The sequence below is a fragment of the Corynebacterium sp. MSK204 genome, assembly GCF_030229885.1.
GTDB lineage: Bacteria > Actinomycetota > Actinomycetes > Mycobacteriales > Mycobacteriaceae > Corynebacterium.
On sequence record NZ_JASPGQ010000004.1, the window covers coordinates 170,921 to 193,590 of the forward strand.

Here is a 22,670-nt window from a genome sequence, read left to right on the forward strand (position 1 = left end):
GGGGTAAAAGTTTACAAGTTAGCTAGGTCTCCATTTACCCGCCACTTTGCGCAGACAGCGCCCCGGACCTCGGGTTACCGCGGAAGCACCACGCAGTAAGCACCGCGAAGATGAAGGTGGTGCAGGCAAGCCCGCCGACGGTCAGGAAATACGCGGAGTCATACGCCGCCGCGGCGGTGTCGTGCGTGGCGGGTGATAGGAGTGCGTCGGTGCCTTGCGGGGCGAGGGCATCGGGAAGCTTGTGCGTCATCAGTAGCGGCACGAGGGAGCCGGTTATGGCGATGGAAAGCAGCGTGCCGAATTCGTAGGAGACGGCTTCGACGCCAGAGGCCATGCCCGCCCGGTGGGACGGGGCGGCATTGATGATGGCGGTGGAAGAAACAGACATCGAGGAGCCAGCACCTAAGCCGGTAAGGATGAGGCCGGTAATAAATACCGCGAGGTTATCGGCGCGGTCGGCCCAGATGATGCCCAGCATGCCGATGGACATGCTCAGGAAACCGCCGCTGATGATGGGCAAAAAGCCCACGCGGTGCAAGATGGTGCCGCCCACAATGGCGGTGGGGATGGCCGCAACCGCCATGGCGGAGATGAAAAGGCCGGCGTCGAGGGGCGAGAGGGCATCGACAAGCTGGAGCTTTTGGGTGGTAAGCAGTTCAAGCCCCGTAAGGCCAAACATGGCGCCACCGGCGGTAAGCACGCCGCCGGTAAAAGTGGGTGAGTGGAAGATGTCAAAGGTCAAAAGCGGATCATTAAGCCGGCTTTGCCGGTGGGCAAAGGCTGCGGCGCCGAGTAAGAAAGCGGCAATGGAACAGACCAGCAGCGCGACATTGATCTGGGTGGCCGCCGCCGTCTTAATAGCTAGGACCAGGCTGGACAGGGTGATAAGCGCATAGAACGAGGAGGGGAAATCCCAGTGCTTGTGCGGATTCGGCAGGTTGGGTGGGCCAAGGAGGAAGGTAAGGATGATGGCGAGGGCCACGATGGGCACGTTGATCAAAAAGACGGAGCCCCACCAGAAATGCTCTAGGAGGAATCCGCCCACGGTGGGCCCAGCGGCAGCGCCCACGACGGCGACAGAACTCCAGATACCGATGGCTTTATTGCGCTCTACCTCATTGGGGAAGGTCAGGCGGATAAGCGCCAGGGTAGAAGGCAGCATGATGGCAGCGCCCAAGCCCAATAAAGCCCGGCCGGCGATGAGCAACCAGGCATTGGGCGAATAAGCCGCAACGAGGGAGGCGGTGCCAAAGGTGGCCAGGCCAATGAGGAACATCAGGCGGTGGCCAATGCGATCGCCCAACGTGCCGGTACCGAGGAGCAAGCCCGATAAAAACAGCGTATAGGCATTGATGATCCACAATTGCTGCATGTCTGTCGCGTGCAGCTGCTGCGTTAGCTGAGGCAGTGCCGTATAAAGGATGGAATTATCCAGGCCCACCATGAGCAGCCCCAAGGACACCACGGCAAAGAAGGACCACCGCTGTGCTGGGGTGGAGGGCGCCGCGGCCGCGCGGTGCGGGGGCTTAGTGGCAGTATCAGGTGACTCGATGCTCATCGCTAGAAACCGTAGCGAATCAGTGTGTGATAATTCAGGTTAGTATTGCCTTCCTCACAGATAGGCCGGTGGTGTGAGTATGCAGGAATTGCTGGACTTTCCTGCACGTTTAGTAGCACAGTGGTACTAGAACAGTTAAAGAGTTAAGGATGATGTTTAATGGCACGCAATTACGCAGAACAACTTGTTGAGACGCTAGAAAAGCAGGGCGTCGAGCACATTTATGGCCTCGTGGGAGACTCCCTCAACCCGATCGTGGACGCGGTGCGCCGCTCCTCCATCGAGTGGATCCACGTGCGCAATGAGGAAGCAGCGGCCTTTGCCGCCGAGGCGGACTCGCTGACCACCGGCAAGCTGGCCGTTTGCGCGGCCTCCTGTGGCCCGGGCAATACCCACCTCATCCAGGGCCTTTATGATGCCAACCGCAATGGCGCCAAGGTGCTGGCCCTGGCATCGCACATTCCTTCCCGCCAGATTGGTTCCCACTTCTTCCAGGAAACGCACCCAGAGCAGATCTTCCAGGAGTGCTCCGGTTACTGCGAAATGGTCATGTCCGGTGACCAGGGCGGGGTAGTGCTCCACCACGCCATCCAGTCCACCATGGCCGGCAACGGCGTGTCCGTGCTGGTTATCCCTGGCGACGTTTCTACCGAAGAGGTTGATGATGACACCTTCGTAGAATCCAAGATCTCCTCCGGCCGCCCCGTGGTCTACCCGGACCCGGCCGAGGCCGCAGCGCTGACCCAGGCCATCAATGAAGCCGAGTCCGTCGCCTTCTTTGTCGGCGCCGGCGCGAAAAATGCCCGTGAGCAGGTGCTGCAGCTGGCGGAAAAGGTCAAGGCCCCCATCGGTCACGCGCTCGGCGGCAAGATGTACATCCAGTACGATAACCCGTTTGACGTGGGCATGTCCGGCCTTTTGGGTTACGGCGCCGCGCATGAGGCCACCCATGAGGCAGACCTGCTGATCCTCTTGGGCACGGACTTCCCATATAACGACTTCCTGCCTAAGGGCAATGTGGCACAGGTGGATATCAACGGTGCCCATATCGGCCGCCGCACCAAGATCTCCTACCCCGTGACCGGTGACGTTGCCGCCACCATCGACAACATCCTGCCGCACGTGGAGGAGAAGAAGGACCGCTCCTTCTTGGATAAGATGCTGAAGAAGCACTACGACAAGCTGGAGCACGTCGTGGAGGCTTATACCTCCAACGTGGAAAAGCACACCCCGATCCACCCCGAGTACATTGCGGATCTCATTGACCAAGAGGCCGACGATGACGCCATCTTCACCGTCGATACCGGCATGTGCAACGTTTGGGGCGCGCGCTACATCACCCCGAATGGCAAGCGCGAGCAGATCGGCTCCTTCCGCCACGGCACCATGGCAAACGCCCTGCCGCAGGCCATCGGCGCGCAGCAGGCTAATCCTGGCCGCCAAGTCATTACCTTCTCTGGCGACGGCGGGCTGTCCATGCTCATGGGCGAGCTGCTGACGGTCAAGCTGCACCAGCTGCCGGTCAAGATGTTCGTGTTCAATAACTCCTCGCTGGGCATGGTCAAGCTGGAGATGCTGGTAGGCGGCATCCCAGAGCACGAGACCGACCACGAGTCCGTGGACTTTTCCAAGATCGCAGAAGCCGCCGGCATCAAGACCTTCCGAATCGAGGATCCGAAGCAGGCTCCGAAGCAGATCAAGAAGGCCTTGGCTTATAACGGCCCTGCGCTTATCGATGTCGTCACTGACCCCAACGCCCTGTCCCTGCCACCGACGCTGACCTTCGATCAGCTCCTGGGCTTCTCCAAGGCCGCTACCCGCACCGTCTTCGGCGGCGGCGTGGGCTCCATGCTGTCCATGGCCAAGTCCAACCTGCGCAATATCCCGCGCCCGCAGGACTTCTAAGCTATAACTGCCAAATAGCGCGCTAGCCACGCTTCCTTTTTCTTACCGCGGATTCCGTTCCACGGTTGGGAAGGGGAAGCGTGGCTTTTTTGCTTTCACAGGTTTCAGTCAGAAACTTATCAGTAGGCTAGAAACTGGGTTTGCCATGATGGTTTAGTGAAGCTTGCACGCACGCAGGTGTGCAGATGACAGGAAGTAATAGGAGCTACAGGACGCATGGAAGACAATAAACTTGCCAAAGTCCTCGTCGTTGATGACGAGCCGAATATCGTGGAGCTTTTGACGGTATCGTTGAAGTTCCAAAATTTTGAGGTCTACAGCGCCAACTCGGGCAATGAGGCCCTGCGCGTGGCGCGCGAGGTCAACCCGGATGCCTACATTTTGGACGTCATGATGCCGGGGATGGACGGTTTTGAGCTCTTGGGCAAGCTGCGCCAGGAAGGCCTGGATGGCCCAGTGCTGTACCTGACCGCCAAGGACGGCGTGGATCAGCGCATTCACGGCCTGACCATCGGCGCAGATGATTACGTCACCAAACCCTTTAGCCTCGAAGAGGTCATCACCCGCCTGCGCGTGATCATGCGCCGCGGCGGTGCTGCCGAGGAGTCTTCTAACGACGCCACCATGAGCTATGCCGATCTGACCTTGAATGACGATACCCACGAGGTCACCAAGGGCGGCGAGCTCATTGAGCTTTCTCCCACGGAATTCAACCTCCTGCGCTACCTCATGCAAAACAAGGAAGTGGTGCTCTCCAAGTCCAAGATCCTGGACAACGTCTGGCACTATGACTTCGGCGGCGATGGCAACGTCGTGGAATCCTATATTTCTTACCTGCGCCGCAAGATCGATACCGGCGATACGCAGCTTATCCACACCGTGCGCGGCGTTGGCTATGTGCTGCGCACTCCGCGATCCTAAACTGACGTTTTATAATGGCAGATTCACAGGAGAACCCCGCTGCGGGAAGGACCGCGCAGTCCCAGCCCCAGCAGCCGCAGCAGCCGCCAAAGAAGTGGCATGAGCAGCTGGATCAGCTGCCACAGCAGGGGCAGGGAAAGAAAAAGAAGCGCTCCAAGCGCGACTACATCAAGCAGATTCCGCAGGCGATGCCCCTGCGTACCTGGCTTGTGGTTCTCCTCGTGGTCATCTCCGGCCTCGGGTTGACGGGTTCGTCCTTTGCCGTGAACTCGATCATGCGCAACGTGCTGTATAACAACGTCGATAGCGAACTGCGCTCAGCGTCGTCTTCCTGGGCACGCGATGTGGGCAATGACTTCTTTTTAGGTGATCACACCAAGCGCCCGCCCACGGAATACGTGGTGCTCAATTACCTTCCGGATGGCACCATTCGCTATTCGGGGCCCACGTCCACCACCCCGGACGTGGAGGGCGTTCCCTTGGGCGGGTACCCCACGACGGTGGGCTCGATTGAAAATAACACCAAGTGGCGCGCGCTGGCCTTTGCGGATTCCAATGGCGTTATCACCGTCATTGCCAAGGACATGACCCATGAAAAGGAGATCCTGCACGGCCTTGCCATGGTGCAGGTATCCATTGCAGCGATTGCCTTGGCAGCCATGGCCGGCGTGGGCTTCTGGTTTATCCGTAGGGCGTTGCGGCCGCTGCGGGTGGTGGAATCGACGGCATCGGAAATCGCGGCCGGCGATCTGGACAAGCGCGTGCCTGAATGGCCGCTGCATACGGAGGTTGGCCAATTGGCCGCCGCGCTCAATATCATGCTGGGCCACCTGCAGCGCTCGGTCGTTACGGCGCAGGAAAAAGAGGAACAGATGCGCCGCTTTGTCGGCGATGCCTCCCACGAACTGCGCACCCCGCTGACCAGCCTGCGCGGTTACACGGAGCTCTATCGCTCCGGGGCGACAAACGATGTCGATCTGGTCTTTTCCAAGATCGATAAGGAATCCAAGCGCATGTCGCTGCTGGTAGAGGATCTGCTTGCGCTTACCCGCGCGGAAGGAACGCGTCTAGACCTGCGGCCGGTGGACCTTCTGGAACTTTCCCTTTCGGTGGGATCGTCCGCGCGCGCTGCCTTCCCCGAGCGCGAGGTCAAGGTGGTCAATAATGCGCAGTCCATCCCCGTGGTCAATGGCGATGCAGACCGCCTCCACCAAGTTCTGCTCAACTTGATTACCAATGGGCTGCGCCACGGCGGCGAGGATGCCACGGTCACCCTGCAGTTGCGCCGCGACAACAAGGACATCCTTGTGGATGTCATCGATGACGGCAAGGGAATGTCGTCCGAGGACGCCGCCCACATCTTCGAGCGCTTCTACCGCGCGGATTCCTCGCGCACGCGCGATACCGGCGGATCCGGTTTGGGCCTTGCCATCGTGCATTCCTTGGTGGAACAGCACGGCGGCAGCATCAGCGTGGACTCCAAGTTGGGCCAGGGCACCACCTTTACGGTGCGCCTGCCCGCGCTGGAGGAACCAGAGGATTAGTCCTCGCGGTAGCCATCCTCGTTGGTGCCTAGGTGCTGGCGGATGCGCGCGGCCGCCTCATCCATGGCGGCATCGTCGGTGTCCTCGGCGGCATAGGCCTTGGAAAAGTCGTACTCTTCCATCTTCTCGGTGGGGAAGAGGTGGATGTGGGTGTGCGGCACATCGAAGCCGGCGATGACGTAACCGGTGCGCGGGGTGTCGTACGCGTTCTTGATGGCCTCACCGATTTCCAGGGCCACCTCGTTCAGGTGCGCCCAGGTCTGCGGATCCAGGTCGGTCCACTTATCCACTTCCTCTACGGGCACGACCAGGGTGTGGCCGTAGCGCAGCGGCTCGATGGAGAGAAATGCCACGCAGGTCTTATCGCGGTAGACAAAGCGGGCGGGTAGGTCACCAGTGATGATTTTGCTAAATACAGAAGCCATAGCTGCCAGGCTACCCCCAGCTATGATAGTGGGCATGCGCATTCTCGTAATTGGCTCGGGCGGCCGTGAACACGCCCTCGTGAAAGGACTGCACGCTGATCCACAGGCTACGGAGATCCACGTCGCGCCCGGCAGCGCGGCCATGGAACCGCTGGCTACCCTGCACCCGGAATACTCCCAGGTAGATGATCCAGAACGCATGGTGGAACTGGCCCGGGAGATCGCTGCCGAGCTCGTGGTCATCGGCCCTGAGGTGCCGCTGGTCGCCGGCGTGGCGGATGCGCTGCGCGCAGCAGGCATCGCCGTCTTTGGGCCGAATAAGGACGCGGCCCAAATTGAAGGCTCCAAGGCCTTTGCCAAGGAAGTCATGGAAGCCGCTGGGGTCAAGACGGCCCGCGCGGAGCAGCTGCGCCCAGGCGCTAGCGATACCGATATTGAGGCCGCGCTGGATAATTTTGGCCCGCAGTTCGTGGTCAAAGATGATGGGCTGGCAGGTGGCAAGGGCGTGGTAGTCACCGGCGAGCGCGCCGCCGCCCGCGCGCATGTAGATGCGGTCTTAGGCGCCGGCAATCCGGTGCTCTTGGAATCGTTCCTCGACGGCCCCGAGGTATCGCTATTTTGCCTTGTCGATGGCGAGACCGTCGTGCCGCTGTTGCCCGCCCAGGACCACAAGCGCGCCTACGATAACGACGAAGGCCCCAATACCGGCGGCATGGGCGCGTACACACCGCTGCCGTGGCTGGGCAAGGACGACGTGCAGCGCATCGTCGACGAGGTATGTACCCCGGTTGCCAAGGAAATGGTGCGCCGCGGCACCCCCTATTCCGGCCTGCTCTATGCCGGGCTAGCTTGGGGCGACGAGGGCCCAGCGGTGGTGGAATTTAACTGTCGCTTTGGTGACCCAGAAACCCAAGCGGTGCTCTCGCTCCTACAGTCCCCGCTGGCGCAAGCGCTCAACGCCACTGCCACCGGCACGCTGGCAGAACTCGAGCCCCTTCAGTGGGAAGATGGCTATGCCATCACCGTGGTCATGGCAGCCGAGGGATACCCCGCCTCGCCCCGCAAGGGCGATGCCATCACGGGCGAGGGCCTCGAGGATCCAGAGCGCGTGCTGCACGCCGGCACGAAACGCTCCAATGGGGTATTCCAAAGCAATGGTGGCCGCGTGCTCAACGTGCTGGGCAAGGGAGACACGCTAGATGCCGCGCGCGAGAATGCCTACGCCACCGCTCAGGGCATTGAATTTGCGGGAGGGTTTGTCCGTGGGGACATCGGCAAGCGTGCGGCAGCCGGTGAAATTTCTATCTAGCAAGTAGCCACGGGGGAGGGCAGGCATGGAATAATAAGCCACGTGGCTGAGAAGAAGAATATCCCCAACGTCCTGTCCTCCCGTTATGCTTCTGCGGAGCTTGCCAATATTTGGAGCGCGGAGCATAAAATCATCCTCGAGCGCAAGCTGTGGATCGCCGTGATGCACGCCCAGAAGAACCTGGGCGTGGACATCCCCGCCAAGGCCATTAGCGCGTATGAAGCCGTTATCGAGGACGTGAACCTCGAATCCATTGCTGAGCGCGAGCGCGTCACCCGCCACGATGTGAAGGCCCGCATCGAAGAATTCAATGCGCTGGCCGGCTACGAGCACATCCACAAGGGCATGACCAGCCGCGATCTCACCGAGAACGTGGAGCAGCTGCAGATCCACACCTCGCTGGAAATCATCCGGGATAAGGCCATCGCCGTGGTCTCGCGCATCGGCCGCCACGCCGCCGAGTACCAATCCCTGGTCATGGCCGGGCGCTCGCACAACGTGGCCGCGCAGGCCACCACGCTGGGCAAGCGCTTTGCCACCGCCGGCGATGAAATGCTGCTGGCCATCGAGCGCGTGGAAGACCTGCTGTCGCACTACCCGCTGCGCGGCATCAAGGGCCCCATGGGTACCTCGCAGGACATGCTGGATCTCATGGGCGGTTCCGAGGATAAGCTCGCCTCCCTAGAGACCAATATTGCGGATTACCTGGGCTTCCGCCGCATCTTCAACTCCGTGGGCCAGGTGTACCCGCGCTCGCTGGATTTCGATGCCATCTCCTGCCTCGTCTCCCTGGGCACCGCCCCGGCATCGCTTGCCACCACCATCCGCCTGATGGCCGGCAACGAGACCGTCACCGAGGGCTTCAAGGAAGGCCAGGTGGGCTCGTCCGCCATGCCGCATAAGATGAACGCCCGCTCCTGCGAGCGCGTGACCGGCCTGCAGGTCATCCTGCGTGGCTACCTCACCATGGCCGCAGACCTCGCCGGCAGCCAGTGGAACGAGGGCGATGTCTCCTGCTCGGTGGTGCGACGCGTGGCGCTTCCCGATGCCTTCTTTGCCATCGACGGCCAATTCGAAACCTTCCTTACCGTGCTCGATGAATTCGGAGCCTTCCCCGCCATGATCGACCGCGAGCTGGAGCGCTACCTGCCCTTCCTCGCCACCACCCGCATCCTCATGGCGGCGGTGCGCGCCGGGGTGGGCCGCGAGACCGCCCACGAGGTCATCAAGGAAAACGCCGTGGCCGTGGCCCTGAATATGCGCGAAAACGGCGGCAACCAGGACTTGGTCCAGCGCCTTGCCGCAGATGACCGCCTGCCCATGGACGAGGCCGAGCTCGAAAGGGTCCTCGAGGATAAGCACGCCTTCATCGGCGCCGCCGAATCCCAAGTCTCCCAGGTCCTAAACCGCATCAAGGCCCTTGTGGGCGAGCACCCCAAGGCCGCGGCTTATACACCGGGCGAAATCCTTTAGCGCTGTGCGCGGGCTTACGTTCCCGCGCACGCCCGCGCGTTATGATGAAGACCATGCGTCCTGAGCTTTCTTCTTATACCCATGTAGCCTCCGGTAAAGTCCGCGATATTTACGATGTGGATGACACCACCCTGCTGATGGTGGTCTCTGACCGCATCTCCGCCTACGACTTTGCCTTGGAACCGGCCATCCCTGATAAGGGCCGAGTTCTCACGGCTACCTCGAAGTTCTTCTTCGATGCCATCGACTTTCCCAACCACCTCGCCGGGCCCCTCGATGATGAGCGCATTCCGGAAGAATGCTTGGGTCGCGCCATGGTGGTCAAGAAGCTAGACATGCTGCCCTTCGAGTGCGTGGCGCGCGGTTTCCTTACCGGCTCCGGCTTGAAGGAATACCAGGCAGACGGCACCGTCTGTGGCATCGAGCTGCCCGCAGGCCTTGTCGAGGCCTCCCGCCTGCCCGAACCCATTTTCACCCCTGCTACGAAGGCGGAGCAGGGCGATCACGATGAGAACGTCTCTTTCGAACACGTGGCAGATAAGCTCGGCCGCGAGCGCTCCGAGGAGCTACGCGCGGCTACCTTGCGCATTTACGCCAAGGCAGCCCAGCTGGCGGAGGAGAAGGGCATCATCTTGGCCGATACCAAATTCGAGTTCGGCCTCGATGCGGATGGCACGCTCGTGCTTGCCGATGAAGTCCTCACCCCCGATTCCTCCCGCTACTGGCCCGCAGATTCCTACGTGGAAGGCGAGGTCCAGCCCTCCTTTGATAAGCAGTACGTGCGCGATTGGCTGACTTCTGATGCCTCCGGCTGGGATAAGTCCTCTGAGACCACCCCGCCCGCGCTTCCCGATGACGTCGTTTCCGCCACCCGCCTGCGCTATATCGAGGCCTACGAAAAGCTATCGGGTGAGCGCTTCGCGGACTTCCTTGCGCCGCGTTCCTAGCCGCCCAGGCCGGTCTAGGCCGGATAGGGCAACCGCGCGTTAGCTGGTTGCCCACGGCTGTTGCCCGCCGCTGGGGCATAACCGGTGACGCGTACAGTGGTAGGGCATGAGTGATGAAAAGACGACCGCACCGGTAGCCCCAGTCCACCCCGTAAAGCGCGAATTTCACGGCCGCGAATTCGTGGATAATTACGAGTGGCTACGCGATAAGCAATCGCAGGAAACCCTGGATTACCTCAATGCCGAAAACGATTACACGGCGGCGCATACCGGGCACTTGGATGCGATGACGGAGAATATCTTCCAAGAGATTAAATCCCGCATTAAACAAACCGATATGTCCGTGCCAGCCCGCCGCGGTAAGTACTGGTACTACGGCCGCTCCGAGGAGGGCAAGAACTACGGCTATTCCTGCCGCATCCCGGTAGAAGAAGGCAGCGATCCCTGGACCGCACCGGTGATTCCGGAAGAAGGAAGCCCAGAAGGCGAAGAAATTATCTTGGACGCCAATGCCCTGGCAGAGGGAAGGGACTTCTTCGCCCTTGGTGCGGCCTCCATCTCAGATTCCGGCCGCTACTTGGCCTATTCCGTGGACTTCGCTGGCGATGAGCGCTTTGAACTGTCCATTAAGGACCTCGATACCGGAGAGCTGCTGGACGATCACCTCACCGGCATTTTCTACGGCGCTACCTGGGCAGGCGACGGCTATATCTTTTACTCCACGGTGGATGATGCCTGGCGCCCGGATGCGGTGTGGCGCCATAAGGTAGGCACCGAGCAATCCGCGGATGTGCGCGTCTTCCATGAGGAGGATGAGCACTTTAACGTGGGCATCGGCAGTGCCCGCTCCGATAAATACCTCTTCATTGGGGTGGGGTCGAAGATTACCTCGGAAGCCTGGGTGCTAGATACGGACAACCCAGAAGGCGAATTCCGCCCGCTGTGGACGCGCGAGACCGGCGTTGACTACGACGTAGACCATGCCGTGGTGGGCGGCGAAGACTACTGGATTGTCACCCACAATGCCACCGGCCCGAACTTCGCGGTGGGCTATGCCAAGGTCGATGAGGATCTTCCCGCCCTGCGCGAACTGCCGGAGCTTTTGGCACACGATGACACCACCCGAATCGAGGGCGTGGACACCTACCGCGACCACATGGTGGTGGGCTACCGCCGCGGTGGCATCGGCCGCGCCGCCATCATGCGCGTTGGCGATGACTTCGGGGAATTCGAAGAACTCAACTTCAACGAGGAACTCTTTACCGTCGCCGTGGACGGCAACCCGGAATGGGACGCGCCGGTAGTCCGCGTGAACTACGTGTCCTATATCCAGCCCGCGCAGCTTTTTGATTACCGCGTGGATACCGGCGAGTACACGCTGCTAAAGGAACAGGAAGTCCCCGGCGGCTATGTTCCGGATGATTACGTGGCCTACCGCATCTGGTCGACCGCCAGCGATGGCACCAAGATCCCAGTCTCCGTGGTGCACCGTTCTGACTTGGACCGCACCAAACCCAATCCGACGCTGCTGTATGGCTACGGCTCCTACGAGGCCAGCATGGACCCGTACTTCTCCGCGACCCGGCTATCGCTCATGGACCGCGGCATGATTTATGCGGTTGCCCACGTGCGCGGCGGCGGCGAGATGGGCCGTCAGTGGTACGACGACGGCAAGATGCTGCAGAAGAAAAACACCTTCACCGATTTCATCGCTGTGGCTGATGACCTCATCGAGCGCCGCGTGACCACCCCGGACCAAATGGTGGCCGAAGGTGGATCCGCCGGCGGCATGCTCATGGGCGCCGTGGCGAATATGGCACCTGACCGCTTTACCGCTATCCAAGCCGTGGTCCCCTTCGTGGACCCGCTGACCTCGATGCTCATGCCAGAGCTTCCCCTTACCGTTCCCGAGTGGGAAGAGTGGGGCGATCCGTACCACGATCCGGAATACTACGACTACATGAAGTCCTACTCTCCCTACGAGAATGTTGAGGCCAAGGACTATCCGGACATCTTGGCTATCACCTCGCTGAATGATACCCGCGTGCTGTATGTGGAACCGGCGAAGTGGATTGCGCAGCTGCGCGCTACCGCCACCGGCGGCGAGTTCCTGCTCAAGACGGAAATGGCCGCCGGGCATGGTGGCGTATCCGGCCGCTACGATAAGTGGCGCCAAAACGCCTTCGAATACGCCTGGACCATCAATAAGGCCACCGGTCTTACGGAATAACCGCGCAGCACGGTCACGCGCTGGCCGGCACCCTGGCCTGCGTTCTGGCCAGCGCGCGGATCTGGCGGTACTGTGCGATAATTTGAGCTATGACTAGCCACCTTCTGGTTTCTATCTCCAGTATTTTTGAGGACACTCGGAAGCAGGCTACAAGCTTCCTGTCGGTTCTGGACCGGGAGGAAATTCCCGTCTCCCTGCTCATCGCCCCGCACATTGATGGCAATTGGCACCTGGCCAAGGACAAGGACACTCAACAGTGGCTGAAGGATCAGGCGGCCGCGGGCCGTCCGCTTATCCTCAATGGTTTTGACCAGGCAGTCCAAGGCCGCCGCGCGGAGTTTGCCAACCTCAATTCGCATGAGGCGAAGCTGCGCCTAGCCGGTGCGACCCGGCAGATGGCGCAGATTGGTTTCGAACCTACCATCTTCGCGCCCCCGCGCTGGCGCATGTCTCCCGGAACGTTGCAGGTCCTGCCCAAATTCCCCTTTGAGGCGGCGGCTTCTACCCGCGGCATCCTGGAGGTGCCCACCGGCAAATTCCACCAAGCCCGCAACCTTTCTTTTGGTGAGGGCTTCGGTTCCGCCAAGTGGTGGCGTAAAAACATCATCCGCGCGGCCGAGCGCTCCGCCGAGCGCGGCAATACCGTGCGTCTTTCCGTCTCCGCCCGCAACCTAGATGACCGCAAGGTCATCAAGGACTTTGTAAAGGCAGCCCGCCGCGCCCTCGACGCGGGCGCTACTCCCGCTGATTACAGCATTTACCTGCCGCGTTAGTCCGGTGGAGGCCTCATAGTAGATCACATGAAACGAACAGATGAACTAACAACGCAACAGGCGGCAGACCTTCTGAATGTCTCTCGGCCGCGAGTCATCGAGCTCATGGACGAAGGAGCCCTGGAGGGACATACAGAATACGCCCACCGGCATCTGTATGCCTCCAGCGTGCAGGGCTATAAACGCCAGAGAGACCTTGAGCAGCGTGCTGCTGCAGACGAGCTCGCGGTGCTTTCTGACGAGATGGGCTTATACGAGTAGGCGCTCCTACTTGCTCAGGCCGTTGATGAAGTCCTTCGCCTGCTGGGGGAGCATGCCCCAGATACCAGCGGGGATGATCTTCTGCAGGTTGCCGGTGGCCGCCATGAAGCCGGGGATAGCGAGCAGGCCGGCCAGGATGGCAAAGCCAATAATGGTGCCGGTGCCCCAGGAGCTGGGGCCGAACCCGAAGCCTGGGTCATCGGTGTTGTCATCGTTTCCTTGGTCGTCTCCGCTGGGAGCGTCAGTGGATTCGTCCTCTCCCAAGGTGAAACCGACCTTGACGGGGTCGTGGTCAGAGGCGCGGAAGGGGGAATCGTCGTAGAAATCTACGGCGTTGTAGTTGCGGCGGGAGTACTCAAAGGCGACGGGCTCGTCGGCGTTGATGTTCCACACTTGGGCATCGTCAAGCGCGCCCGACGCAATCTCATTGGCCAGGACGTGGTCCAAGGTGCCGAGCAGGCCGCCGAACTGGTAGGAGGTATCGGCGCCGTACTTTTCCGCAGGCACGGTAAAGCCATCGTTGCGGAAGACATCGAGCGCTGTTTCGTGGGTGTAGGTGTTGAAATCACCCAGGGCGAAAAGCGGCTTATCCTTCCAATCGTCCTGCTTGTGCAGGGCATCGAGCACGGCCTGGGCTTGGGCATTGCGGACGTTGGGGTTATTGCCCTGGCCATCGCCGGAATCCTCGTCGCTCTTGGCCACCGAGCCCTTGGACTTGAAGTGGTTGGCCACGGCGACGAAGGACTCGTCATCGCTATTGAGCGGCTGGAATTCCTGGGCCAGCGGCTCGCGGGCAGTGCCGGAAAAGCGCGGATCCTGGAAGATGCGGGATTCGCCCACGGGCTTGACCACGTCCTTGTGATAAATGAACGCGGTGCGGATGACATCGGGGTGCGCGGGGACCTGATCCTTGGACGGGGAGGGAACGAAGGACCACTTCTCGGAGCCCGCGGCCTCGTTGAGTTTTTCGGTCAGGCGTTTCAGTACCTTATCGCGCTGGTTAAAGTCCCCGGTAACCGCGTAGCCATCTTCGATTTCGGAAAGGCCAATGACATCTGCATCGAGGCCATTGATGGCGGCGACGATCTTGCGCTCTTGGTCCTTTAAGGCGGATTCGGTATAGGCGCCGCGGGTCTTGCCGCGGTTGACGGTGACCTTATTTCCTTCGCGGTCGGTATAGGCGCTGCCGCCGAATTCCTCGCCCAAAGAGGTGAAGTAATTCAGCACGTTGAAGGCGCCAATGGTGTATTCGCCCTTGACGTCATCAACGGCGTGCAGCTCCGCACCGCGGGATTCTTCCCAGGAGATGGGGAGATCGGTGCCGGCGGTCTCACCTGTGACCGGCTCGGTGGGCTGGAAGCGCCACTGATCGTGGGAGTAGCCCACGATGACTGGGTGCTGGAATTCCACGGTATCGGTGGTGCGCAGGGACTTGATGGTCTTGCCGCCATCTTGGGCGATATAGGGCAGTGGGGTGTCCTTATCGGTCCTTAAATAATCGCGGGTGCGGCCATCATCTAAGGTAACGAGCTTTTCCGCGTTGTCCTTGGCCAGTTTTTGCAGATCGGAATTGGGGTCGGTGGAAGGGGAGTGGACATCGGAAGGCTGGCGGAAGGCCTCATCGCCCGGGGCGAGGCCGACCTCGCCGTATTGGTTGAGCGAGTAGTTATTGGTCACGGTGTGCGTGCCGGGCTGGATGAGCATGTGCTCAAAGGACTCGCGGGCGCTGTCGCCCTGGGGCAGCTCATCCACGGCGAGCGGGGTGACCTCCTCCAGCGCGGTATCGAGCTGCTTGAGGGAAGAAGCGCTGACCTGGGTGGCGCCGTAATACTCGGAAACCTGGCCGGTGACCTCTACGGAATCACCGATGCTGGGGTATTTATCGGCGCCCTTTTTACCCATGTGGACAAATAGCGCCTGGGAGGCATCGGTGGCTTCTTTGCCGGTGCCGCCGGTCTGGATGGTAAAGCCGTTGAGCCCGCCCTCGCTCCACACGCCGGTGACAACGCCCTGGGTAGCAACGTTTTGGCCCTCGAGCGGGGAGGTATCGCCGGGGCCTTGGATTTCCGCAATCGGGGTTATGCCTTCGGGCGCGGGAAGATTCTCAGAACCTGCGGAATTATCGGAGCCACCCGGCTGCGGGGCCGGGGACTCGTTGCCAGAGTTGGTAGGAGACGGTGCACCGATGGTGAAGTCTGCGGAGTTGTCATCGGTATCGGCGCCCGCCGCGTTGCGGGAAGCAGAGGTGTCATTAGACAGCGAGCCGGTGGCAGCTCCTTCAGACTTGGAGGCGGCGCCGTAACCTACTAGGTCAATGGTGTTGCCGGTGGCATCGGCAAGCTGCACCGAGCCCTTCGTGCCGGACATATTGACCTTGCCTTGCGCATCCGGGGTGGGAAGAGCCTGGGCCTGACCATTGCCGGCCGCACCCTGCACCAGGTAGTAACCGTGGGGAGCAATGGTGCCAGACAGGGTTATCTTGCCGCCGCTACTGCCGTTGGAGGCGAAGTACTCCACGGACCAGCCGGTGAGATCGATTGCAGCATCGGTGGGGTTATAAAGCTCGATGAAATCATTGGAAAAGCTCGCACCCCTTATTTCCGCCACCGCCGTAGACCTCAGAGATGACCGCGGTGGAATTATCCGGGGCGGCCAAGGCGGTAGGCACCGCGACGGATAGGGAGAGGGTGGAGAAACTGGCAGCGAGGGCTACCCTGCCAAGGCGGCGAAGAGCCATAGAAGTCACCTTAATCATAGAGAAAGTTGTCATGGACGCCTTTTATTTTTACTCGCTGAACAATCGGTGTACCCAGGGTCGCAATCGGTGGGGTGTGCGCGAGCAGGCGGTGAAACCTGGGTGCCGCGCAAAATTCGTTTTCCTGTTGGTCGTAATTTACGCGGAGTTTGCATTACCGGGGTGAAAACCCTGCAGTGGGGGTATATCTAGGGATTGGGCGGGGGTATGACTACACTGAATCGGGCAGACCTAAGCCCCATACAGTAAGGCAAAAATTTCATGGCTCGTGTAGTTGTCAATGTCATGCCCAAGGCGGAAATTCTGGATCCGCAGGGCCAAGCTGTCGTCCGCGCATTGGGTCGCATCGGAGTATCCGGTGTCAGCGATGTGCGCCAAGGAAAGCGCTTCGAACTCGAGGTAGATGATTCCGTTACCGCAGAGGAACTGGATAAGGTGGCAGAAACGCTGCTGGCTAATACCGTCATCGAGGACTACGAGGTTACGCAGCTGGAGGTCAAGTAAGTGACCGCAAAAATCGGAGTAATCACCTTCCCCGGCACCCTGGATGATGTGGATGCCGCCCGCGCGGCCCGCACCGCCGGCGCCGAGGTCATTAACCTCTGGCACGCAGATGCTGATCTGCACGGCGTGGACGCGGTAGTCGTGCCGGGCGGTTTTTCCTATGGTGACTACCTGCGCTCGGGCGCTATTTCGGCGCTCGCCCCCGTCATGCGCAGCGTCATCGACCGCGCCAAGGCGGGAATGCCGGTGCTCGGCATTTGCAATGGTTTCCAAATCTTGACTGAAGCAGGCCTCTTACCGGGCGCATTGACCCGGAATAAGGGCCTGCATTTTCATTGCACCGATACTTACCTGGAGGTGGAGCACTCCACCACGGCCTGGACCAGCGAGTTTGAAAAGGGCCAAAAGATTTTGGTGCCCGCCAAGCACGGTGAGGGCCGCTTCCAAGCAGGCGATGACGATATCGCCCGCATCGAGGGCGAAGGCCGCGTGGTCTTCCGCTATACCGATAACTACAACGGCTCCATCAATGGCATTGCTGGGGTAAGCGATGAGACCGGCCGGATTGTGGGCCTCATGCCGCACCCCGAGCACGCCATTGACCCGCTGACCGGCCCATCCACCGACGGATTGGGACTATTCGTATCCGCCATCAAGGCCGTCGCGGAAGCGCCGGCGGTTTAAGGAGGCCACCTACATGACCGTTTCTAATGACACCGTAGACAAGGCGCAGTCCACCCCGGATGAGCAGCAGCCGTACGTTGAGCTCGGCCTGAAGGATGACGAATACCAGCGCATCCACGATATTCTGGGCCGGCGCCCCACCGACGCGGAGCTGACCATGTACTCCGTGATGTGGTCCGAGCACTGCTCCTATAAGTCCTCCAAGACGCACCTGCGCTACTTTGGTGAGACCATGACGGAGGAGATGGGGGAGAAGATCCTCGCCGGCATTGGTGAAAACGCCGGCGTGGTGGACATCGGCGATGGCAATGCGGTGACCTTCCGCGTGGAATCGCACAACCACCCCTCCTACGTGGAGCCCTACCAAGGCGCGGCCACCGGCGTGGGCGGCATCGTCCGCGACATCATGGCCATGGGTGCGCGCCCGATTGCCGTGATGGATCAGCTGCGCTTTGGGCCTGCCGATGCCCCCGATACCAAGCGCGTGCTACCCGGCGTCGTCTCCGGCGTGGGCGGCTACGGCAACTCCTTGGGCCTGCCCAATATTGGCGGAGAAACCGTCTTTGATGAAACCTATGCGGGAAACCCGCTGGTCAATGCCCTGTGTGTGGGCACGCTCAAGGTCGATGACCTCAAGCTCGCCTTCGCCTCCGGCACTGGCAATAAGGTCATGCTCTTCGGTTCCCGCACCGGCCTGGATGGCATCGGCGGCGTATCCGTACTGGCCTCCGATACCTTTGAAGACGGCGCGGAGCGCAAGCTTCCTGCCGTGCAGGTGGGCGACCCCTTCGCGGAAAAGGTGCTTATCGAATGCTGCCTGGACCTCTACCACGCCGGTGTTGTGGTGGGCATCCAGGACTTGGGCGGTGCCGGCCTGGCGTGTGCCACCTCTGAGCTGGCCGCGTCCGGCGATGGCGGCATGGAGGTCAACCTCGATGCCGTGCCGCTGCGCGCGGAAAACATGACCGCCGCGGAAATCCTCGCCTCCGAGTCCCAGGAGCGCATGTGCGCCGTCGTGGCACCGGAAAACGTGGAGAAGTTCCGCGAAATCTGTGAGCACTGGGAGGTCACCTGTGCCGAAATCGGTGAGGTTAGTGAGGGTGACCACCTGGTCATTCGCCACCAGGGCGAGGTCGTCGTCGATGCCCCAGCTGGCACCATCGCAGATGAAGCGCCCGTCTACGAGCGCCCCTACGCCCGCCCCGAGTGGCAGGATGAGCTGCAGAAATACCAGGGCACGGACAAGCGCGGCCTGGTGGAATCCCTGCAGAAGCTCGTCTCTTCGCCTTCGCTGTGCTCGCGCGATTTCATCATGAATCAGTACGACCGCTACGTGCGCGGCAATACCGTCCAGTCCCATCACGCGGACGCGGGCGTGCTGCGCATCGATGAGGAGACCGGCCGCGGCGTCGCCGTTTCCGCCGATGCTTCTGGCCGCTACACCAAGCTGGACCCGAACATGGGCGCGCGCCTGGCCCTGGCGGAGGCCTACCGCAACGTCGCGGTCACCGGCGCCAAGCCCGTCGCGATTACCAATTGCCTGAACTACGGTTCGCCGGAAAACCCGGACGTGATGTGGCAATTCCGCGAATCCGTGCATGGGCTTGCCGATGCCGCCGTGGAACTGTCCATCCCCGTCTCCGGCGGCAACGTCTCCTTCTACAACCAGACCGGCTCCGAGCCCATCCTGCCCACCCCGGTCGTAGGCGTGCTTGGCGTTATCGACGATGTGCACCAGGCCATTGGCAATAACCTGGGCACCGTCAATGAGAAGGAAGTCCTCATCGCCTTGGGCGAGACCAAGGATGAGTTCGGCGGTTCCATCTGGCAGCTGGTGAGCGCCGAGGGCGCCGACAAGGACAACCTCAACGGCCTGCCACCCCAGGTGGACATGGCCAATGAGAAGCGCCTCGCGGACTTCTTCCACGGCAACGATCTGCTCACCGCCGCACACGATGTCTCCGAGGGTGGCCTTGCCGTCGCCGCCTTTGAGATGGCCAAGCGCGCCGGTGCGCTTGCCGATGCCGCCGGCCTCGGCCTCGACCTCGATCTCACCGCCGTGCACGAGGACGCCTTCACCGCGGCCTTCTCCGAGTCCGCTTCCCGCGCGCTCGTGGCCACCACCGCTGACCGCGCCGATAAGGTGCTTGCCCGTGCGGCAGAGCTCGGCATCCCCGCGGCCATCGTGGGCGAGACCACCGAAACCGGTGCCCTTACCCTGGGCGGCGAATCCGTGGCCATCTCCCAGCTGGTTGAGGCATGGTCTGCCACCTTGCCTGACCTCTTCGGTCACGCCGTGGGTGCCAACTCCGTTGTGGAGTAAGCCAGCCCCTGTCACCGCTTAGCTCAAGCCCGGCTTTGGCCGGGCTTGAGGAGCATTTAGACTATCTTCGGTGATCGGGGCCGTTGCCCAATGAGCATCGCCCTTTCTCTCTGTCTCGAATCGAAATTTTTATATTAGGAGTCCCATGAGCGCGCATTCCCGCCATCAAGCCTCCGCGCCCGCATCAACAGTGCTGCGGTGGTATCACCATTGTATTGGGTTGGTGTTTGGCCTCGTGGTTGCCGTAATTTCTGCCGGAAAACTGAATTACGGTGACTGGGGTGCGCTATGGATTGCTGGATTGCTCGTTCGCGATGGAAATCGGGAGCATTTATATAGAATCGATGAACGCGATTTCGCACTGCCACGTGGTGATGTGTGGTTAGACACCATCGCCCACTCTGATGTCACTGAGTTCCCGCACCCTTATGTTCACATCCCATTTCTCGCGGATGTGATGAGCTTGGTCGTGCGGGTCATGAGTTTTGATGTCTCCGTGATATTGCTCGCGATTGCTTCCGGTTGGGCGTTGGTGGTGCTGATAGTCTCCGCCTGGTTCTTGTGGTTTGAAGAAGAGATACCAACCATGGCCTTGCTTTTTGGAATCCTCTTGGGCTGGGCATCGGTAGCTTTTCAATCATCGTTGCTACTTGGCCAGACGAGCCCGCTGATTTTTGCGGGAGTTGCCTACGGCCTTGCTGCTGCTCGCGTGCACCCAGTGCGCGCGGGAATTGCACTAGGACTTGTATCTGCAGTGAAGCTAACCCCCATTATCCTCGTGCTCATCTGCGTGGTTTTCCCGCGGGCGCGCAAAACGGGAGTGGTAGCACTCGGGACAGGAGCCGTTGCTGTGCTCTACTCAATCGTCGTTTCTGGCTGGAACGTGTTTACCTCGTGGTGGGATACCCTTCAGGACATCAAGGCGGCAATAATGGTCGCTCCTGTCAACGGATCGATTGCTTCCCAATTGAGTACCAACCGCGTTGAAGATGACAGCATTCTTGTCACCATCGTCCATGATCCTTCACTGGCTGCCAGCCTTATTCCGCCTTTTGTAGCCCTGGCATTGATTGCGCTGGTTATTGTTACCGCTTTGCGGTCACAGGAGCCGTGGCGCATTGCTGCCGTCGGCATCTTTACGGTTCTTACGGCTACCGCCAATATCTTGTGGGACCATTACGTCTTGTGTGCCGTATTGCCACTGCTAGGCGTTCTGGCCCGCGGGCAGAATCGTATCATTTATGTTGTGCCGGTCTTGGGGCTCTTCTTCTTCCCACCACTGGCCAAGGCAGATTCTGATATGTGGTTGTCGTGGTCCTCGTTGATCGTCTTGGTGGGTTTTGTCATCGCACTGTGTATCGCGGAGCTAAGCCGGAAGGACGCCCTGCCTCTGCGGGACCGCCGCCTTTCCTTCAAAAAGGCGAGTTAGTAGGCGGCTTTTCTCCACTAAATCCGCCACCACGCACCTCCGGAACCGAGGACTTGAAGATCGTTGCCCGGCTGCTCTCCGCCCGATGATGGTGGCACCCACTCAGTGATGGTGTATGTCCGCGGCGGTCAGGCGGTGCTGAATGCGCTTGCCGATGCCGCCGGCCTCGGCCTCGATCTCTCCGCCGTGGACGAGGATGCCTCCATCGCGGCCATCGTGGGTGAGACTTCTGAAACCGAGGCGCTTTCCTTAGGCAGCGAATCCGTGGCCATCTCCCAGCTGGTTGAGGCATGGTTCTCCACCTTGCGTGAGCTCTTCGGCTACGCCGTCGTGGGCGCTAATTCTGTTGTGGGGTAAGCCGGCCTCTAGCATCGCCTAGCTCAAGCCTGGCTTTAAGCCGGGCTTTTTGCTTTCAAGCCTGTGCAACGTAGGTACTCAATCCGTCTTTACTTGTATCCCTCTGGTTGATACAAGTAAAGAAAGAGGCCAAGGGTAGAGGGGTTCGGTGCCGAAATGAAAGCTGTAGAAATTCTGGCGTGGCTAGAATCCTTAGCGGCAAATCAGTGGGGCATTATCACTACGGCTCAGGCTCAACGCGAAGGTATTTCTCGCCTCCACATAAATCGCTTGGCAGGGAGCGAGATCCTAACGCGCGCACGCAGAGGCATCTACCTTCTTCCCTCAGTTCAGCTTGGTCCATTAACGGATGTCAGGGAAGCTTGGATATCCCTTGAACCAAATCTATTTGCGGTAGAACGTATAGAAGCCGACAATAAGATCGTTGTGTCTCATGAGTCCGCAGCACTTATCCATAGCATTGGTGATTTGATTCCGAATACACAGACTTTCTCGGCTTCTTTGCGGAAACAAACCAGTCAGAATGATATCCACATTTATGACGATCGTGAAATAGGGGTCGGGGATATAGAAAATATCGACGGATTGCTCGTAACCTCAGTAGAAAAGACGGTGGAGGACCTGGCCTCCCAAATAATGGAATTCAATTATTTGGCGACTCTCGTCGTAGACTCCTTGCGAAAAGAAGGCGTTCGATTAAAGAGCTTGGCAAAGCGGCTTGAACCAGTGTCAGCAGCCTATGGATTCAATTCTGGTAACGATCTTTTGGCTGCGTGTTGGGAAGAAGCAGGGGCTGACGAAGATAATGAAGAGTTCCGAGATCGCTTCTTCATCAGCGCGGGCACTGGTGTGGAGACAAGGAGTTTTAGAGACTCTCGTTAGCCGCAGAGTGCAGTGAAACGGCATAGAAGAAAATGCGCCCACTGGAGCTGCAATCACCACCACGAATTCCCAGAAACGAGGACTAACGTTGCCGGTATGAAGATCGTTGCCCGGTTGCTGTCCGTCCCGCTTGCGCTTGTCGCTTTCCTCGCACTGTGGCTTGCGGTGGCGCCGTTTACGCCGCATATTCCCTATTGGGGCGCGGGTGCGCTCATCGGCCCGCAGTATGTCGGTCCGGTTGTTATCTTTTCCCTATTTCTCCTAGTCCTTGCGGTGCTAGGAAGGTTCGGCTCCCGCAGCTTCTACGTGCCAGGTGACGCGGGCTTGTTTTAGGGACCGGTAAGGCGGTACCAGGTACCGGGGTGGCGGTAGCCGCCCGGTAGCCGGTTT

Annotated in this window: 20 protein-coding genes; 16 read left to right on the plus strand and 4 right to left on the minus strand. The window is 60.2% G+C overall.

The features are described 5' to 3' along the window. Positions 1-34 precede the first annotated feature (34 nt). Complete coding sequence (locus QP908_RS04260) at positions 35-1,558, minus strand: MFS transporter (RefSeq protein WP_284771746.1); 1,524 nt, start codon at positions 1,556-1,558, stop codon at positions 35-37. 159 nt (positions 1,559-1,717) lie between these two features. Here QP908_RS04260 and QP908_RS04265 point away from each other — a divergent pair, with 159 nt between their 5' ends. From QP908_RS04265 to QP908_RS04275, 3 genes are all read left to right on the plus strand, one after another. Continuing rightward, positions 1,718-3,463, plus strand: coding sequence for a pyruvate dehydrogenase (locus QP908_RS04265; RefSeq protein ID WP_284771747.1), 1,746 nt, complete (start codon positions 1,718-1,720; stop codon positions 3,461-3,463). A 216-nt stretch (positions 3,464-3,679) separates the two neighbouring features. Continuing rightward, entirely contained in the window at positions 3,680-4,384 is a 705-nt protein-coding gene (locus tag QP908_RS04270; RefSeq protein WP_005279568.1) for a response regulator transcription factor, read from the plus strand. A gap of 14 nt (positions 4,385-4,398) precedes the next feature. Then, positions 4,399-5,928, plus strand: coding sequence for a sensor histidine kinase (locus QP908_RS04275; RefSeq protein WP_023023874.1), 1,530 nt, complete (start codon positions 4,399-4,401; stop codon positions 5,926-5,928). Here QP908_RS04275 and QP908_RS04280 read toward each other — a convergent pair. After that, on the minus strand, positions 5,925-6,353 hold the full coding sequence (locus tag QP908_RS04280; RefSeq protein ID WP_023023872.1) for an HIT family protein: 429 nt from the start codon (positions 6,351-6,353) through the stop codon (positions 5,925-5,927). The two genes, QP908_RS04275 and QP908_RS04280, sit on opposite strands and share 4 nt — an antisense overlap. A 34-nt stretch (positions 6,354-6,387) precedes the next feature. On the opposite strand from QP908_RS04280, the gene purD reads away from it, so the two are divergent. The 6 genes from purD (at position 6,388) to QP908_RS04310 (ending at position 13,346) form a co-directional block, all read left to right on the plus strand. Further along, positions 6,388-7,662: a phosphoribosylamine--glycine ligase gene (purD, locus tag QP908_RS04285; RefSeq protein ID WP_034659601.1), complete on the plus strand. Its 1,275-nt coding sequence runs from the start codon at positions 6,388-6,390 to the stop codon at positions 7,660-7,662. 33 nt (positions 7,663-7,695) lie between these two features. Further along, positions 7,696-9,135, plus strand: coding sequence for an adenylosuccinate lyase (purB, locus tag QP908_RS04290; RefSeq protein ID WP_198010518.1), 1,440 nt, complete (start codon positions 7,696-7,698; stop codon positions 9,133-9,135). A 53-nt stretch (positions 9,136-9,188) separates the two neighbouring features. Beyond that, the gene (locus QP908_RS04295; protein WP_198010514.1) at positions 9,189-10,082 is read left to right on the plus strand and encodes a phosphoribosylaminoimidazolesuccinocarboxamide synthase; all 894 of its coding nucleotides are present in this window, start codon (positions 9,189-9,191) and stop codon (positions 10,080-10,082) included. Between the two features lie 106 nt (positions 10,083-10,188). Beyond that, the gene (locus QP908_RS04300) at positions 10,189-12,312 is read left to right on the plus strand and encodes a S9 family peptidase (RefSeq protein ID WP_023023864.1); all 2,124 of its coding nucleotides are present in this window, start codon (positions 10,189-10,191) and stop codon (positions 12,310-12,312) included. Between the two features lie 89 nt (positions 12,313-12,401). Next, on the plus strand, positions 12,402-13,085 hold the full coding sequence (locus QP908_RS04305; protein WP_023023862.1) for a DUF2334 domain-containing protein: 684 nt from the start codon (positions 12,402-12,404) through the stop codon (positions 13,083-13,085). 27 nt (positions 13,086-13,112) lie between these two features. Then, on the plus strand, positions 13,113-13,346 hold the full coding sequence (locus QP908_RS04310; RefSeq protein ID WP_023023861.1) for a helix-turn-helix domain-containing protein: 234 nt from the start codon (positions 13,113-13,115) through the stop codon (positions 13,344-13,346). A 6-nt stretch (positions 13,347-13,352) separates the two neighbouring features. Here QP908_RS04310 and QP908_RS04315 read toward each other — a convergent pair whose 3' ends face one another. Beyond that, on the minus strand, positions 13,353-15,953 hold the full coding sequence (locus QP908_RS04315) for an ExeM/NucH family extracellular endonuclease (RefSeq protein ID WP_284771748.1): 2,601 nt from the start codon (positions 15,951-15,953) through the stop codon (positions 13,353-13,355). Further along, positions 15,919-16,116 carry a hypothetical protein gene (locus QP908_RS04320; protein WP_023023857.1) on the minus strand — a complete coding sequence of 66 codons (198 nt, stop codon included), beginning with the start codon at positions 16,114-16,116 and terminating at the stop codon, positions 15,919-15,921. Before QP908_RS04320 ends, QP908_RS04315 begins: the two co-directional genes overlap by 35 nt. 246 nt (positions 16,117-16,362) lie before the next feature. Between QP908_RS04320 and purS the strand changes: the two genes are divergently transcribed. From purS to QP908_RS04355, 7 genes are all read left to right on the plus strand, one after another. After that, the gene (gene purS / locus QP908_RS04325; protein ID WP_005279580.1) at positions 16,363-16,605 is read left to right on the plus strand and encodes a phosphoribosylformylglycinamidine synthase subunit PurS; all 243 of its coding nucleotides are present in this window, start codon (positions 16,363-16,365) and stop codon (positions 16,603-16,605) included. Continuing rightward, positions 16,606-17,289: a phosphoribosylformylglycinamidine synthase subunit PurQ gene (gene purQ / locus QP908_RS04330; RefSeq protein WP_023023855.1), complete on the plus strand. Its 684-nt coding sequence runs from the start codon at positions 16,606-16,608 to the stop codon at positions 17,287-17,289. It abuts the gene before it with no gap. A 13-nt stretch (positions 17,290-17,302) separates the two neighbouring features. After that, positions 17,303-19,612, plus strand: a complete 2,310-nt coding sequence (gene purL, locus QP908_RS04335) for a phosphoribosylformylglycinamidine synthase subunit PurL (protein WP_023023852.1) — start codon at positions 17,303-17,305, stop codon at positions 19,610-19,612. A gap of 145 nt (positions 19,613-19,757) precedes the next feature. Continuing rightward, a complete protein-coding gene (locus QP908_RS04340) occupies positions 19,758-21,041 on the plus strand; it encodes a glycosyltransferase family 87 protein (protein WP_023023850.1) in 1,284 nt (427 codons plus the stop codon). Between the two features lie 105 nt (positions 21,042-21,146). After that, positions 21,147-21,398 carry a hypothetical protein gene (locus tag QP908_RS04345; protein ID WP_156904628.1) on the plus strand — a complete coding sequence of 84 codons (252 nt, stop codon included), beginning with the start codon at positions 21,147-21,149 and terminating at the stop codon, positions 21,396-21,398. Positions 21,399-21,554: 156 nt separating this feature from the next. Next, positions 21,555-22,280, plus strand: coding sequence for a type IV toxin-antitoxin system AbiEi family antitoxin domain-containing protein (locus tag QP908_RS04350; RefSeq protein ID WP_023023847.1), 726 nt, complete (start codon positions 21,555-21,557; stop codon positions 22,278-22,280). Between the two features lie 96 nt (positions 22,281-22,376). Further along, positions 22,377-22,613: a hypothetical protein gene (locus tag QP908_RS04355; RefSeq protein ID WP_284771749.1), complete on the plus strand. Its 237-nt coding sequence runs from the start codon at positions 22,377-22,379 to the stop codon at positions 22,611-22,613. The last annotated feature ends 57 nt before the right edge of the window (positions 22,614-22,670 follow it).

Bases quoted from the DNA above. Each gene is read 5' to 3' on its own strand.
- QP908_RS04260 (WP_284771746.1), bottom strand. From the start codon at position 1,558: ATGAGCATCGAGTCACCTGATACTGCCACTAAGCCCCCGCACCGCGCG.
- QP908_RS04265 (WP_284771747.1), top strand. From the start codon at position 1,718: ATGGCACGCAATTACGCAGAACAACTTGTTGAGACGCTAGAAAAGCAG.
- QP908_RS04270 (WP_005279568.1), top strand. From the start codon at position 3,680: ATGGAAGACAATAAACTTGCCAAAGTCCTCGTCGTTGATGACGAGCCG.
- QP908_RS04275 (WP_023023874.1), top strand. From the start codon at position 4,399: ATGGCAGATTCACAGGAGAACCCCGCTGCGGGAAGGACCGCGCAGTCC.
- QP908_RS04280 (WP_023023872.1), bottom strand. From the start codon at position 6,353: ATGGCTTCTGTATTTAGCAAAATCATCACTGGTGACCTACCCGCCCGC.
- purD (WP_034659601.1), top strand. From the start codon at position 6,388: ATGCGCATTCTCGTAATTGGCTCGGGCGGCCGTGAACACGCCCTCGTG.
- QP908_RS04295 (WP_198010514.1), top strand. From the start codon at position 9,189: ATGCGTCCTGAGCTTTCTTCTTATACCCATGTAGCCTCCGGTAAAGTC.
- QP908_RS04300 (WP_023023864.1), top strand. From the start codon at position 10,189: ATGAGTGATGAAAAGACGACCGCACCGGTAGCCCCAGTCCACCCCGTA.
- QP908_RS04305 (WP_023023862.1), top strand. From the start codon at position 12,402: ATGACTAGCCACCTTCTGGTTTCTATCTCCAGTATTTTTGAGGACACT.
- QP908_RS04310 (WP_023023861.1), top strand. From the start codon at position 13,113: ATGAAACGAACAGATGAACTAACAACGCAACAGGCGGCAGACCTTCTG.
- QP908_RS04320 (WP_023023857.1), bottom strand. From the start codon at position 16,116: ATGACAACTTTCTCTATGATTAAGGTGACTTCTATGGCTCTTCGCCGC.
- purS (WP_005279580.1), top strand. From the start codon at position 16,363: ATGGCTCGTGTAGTTGTCAATGTCATGCCCAAGGCGGAAATTCTGGAT.
- purL (WP_023023852.1), top strand. From the start codon at position 17,303: ATGACCGTTTCTAATGACACCGTAGACAAGGCGCAGTCCACCCCGGAT.
- QP908_RS04340 (WP_023023850.1), top strand. From the start codon at position 19,758: ATGAGCGCGCATTCCCGCCATCAAGCCTCCGCGCCCGCATCAACAGTG.
- QP908_RS04350 (WP_023023847.1), top strand. From the start codon at position 21,555: ATGAAAGCTGTAGAAATTCTGGCGTGGCTAGAATCCTTAGCGGCAAAT.
- QP908_RS04355 (WP_284771749.1), top strand. From the start codon at position 22,377: ATGAAGATCGTTGCCCGGTTGCTGTCCGTCCCGCTTGCGCTTGTCGCT.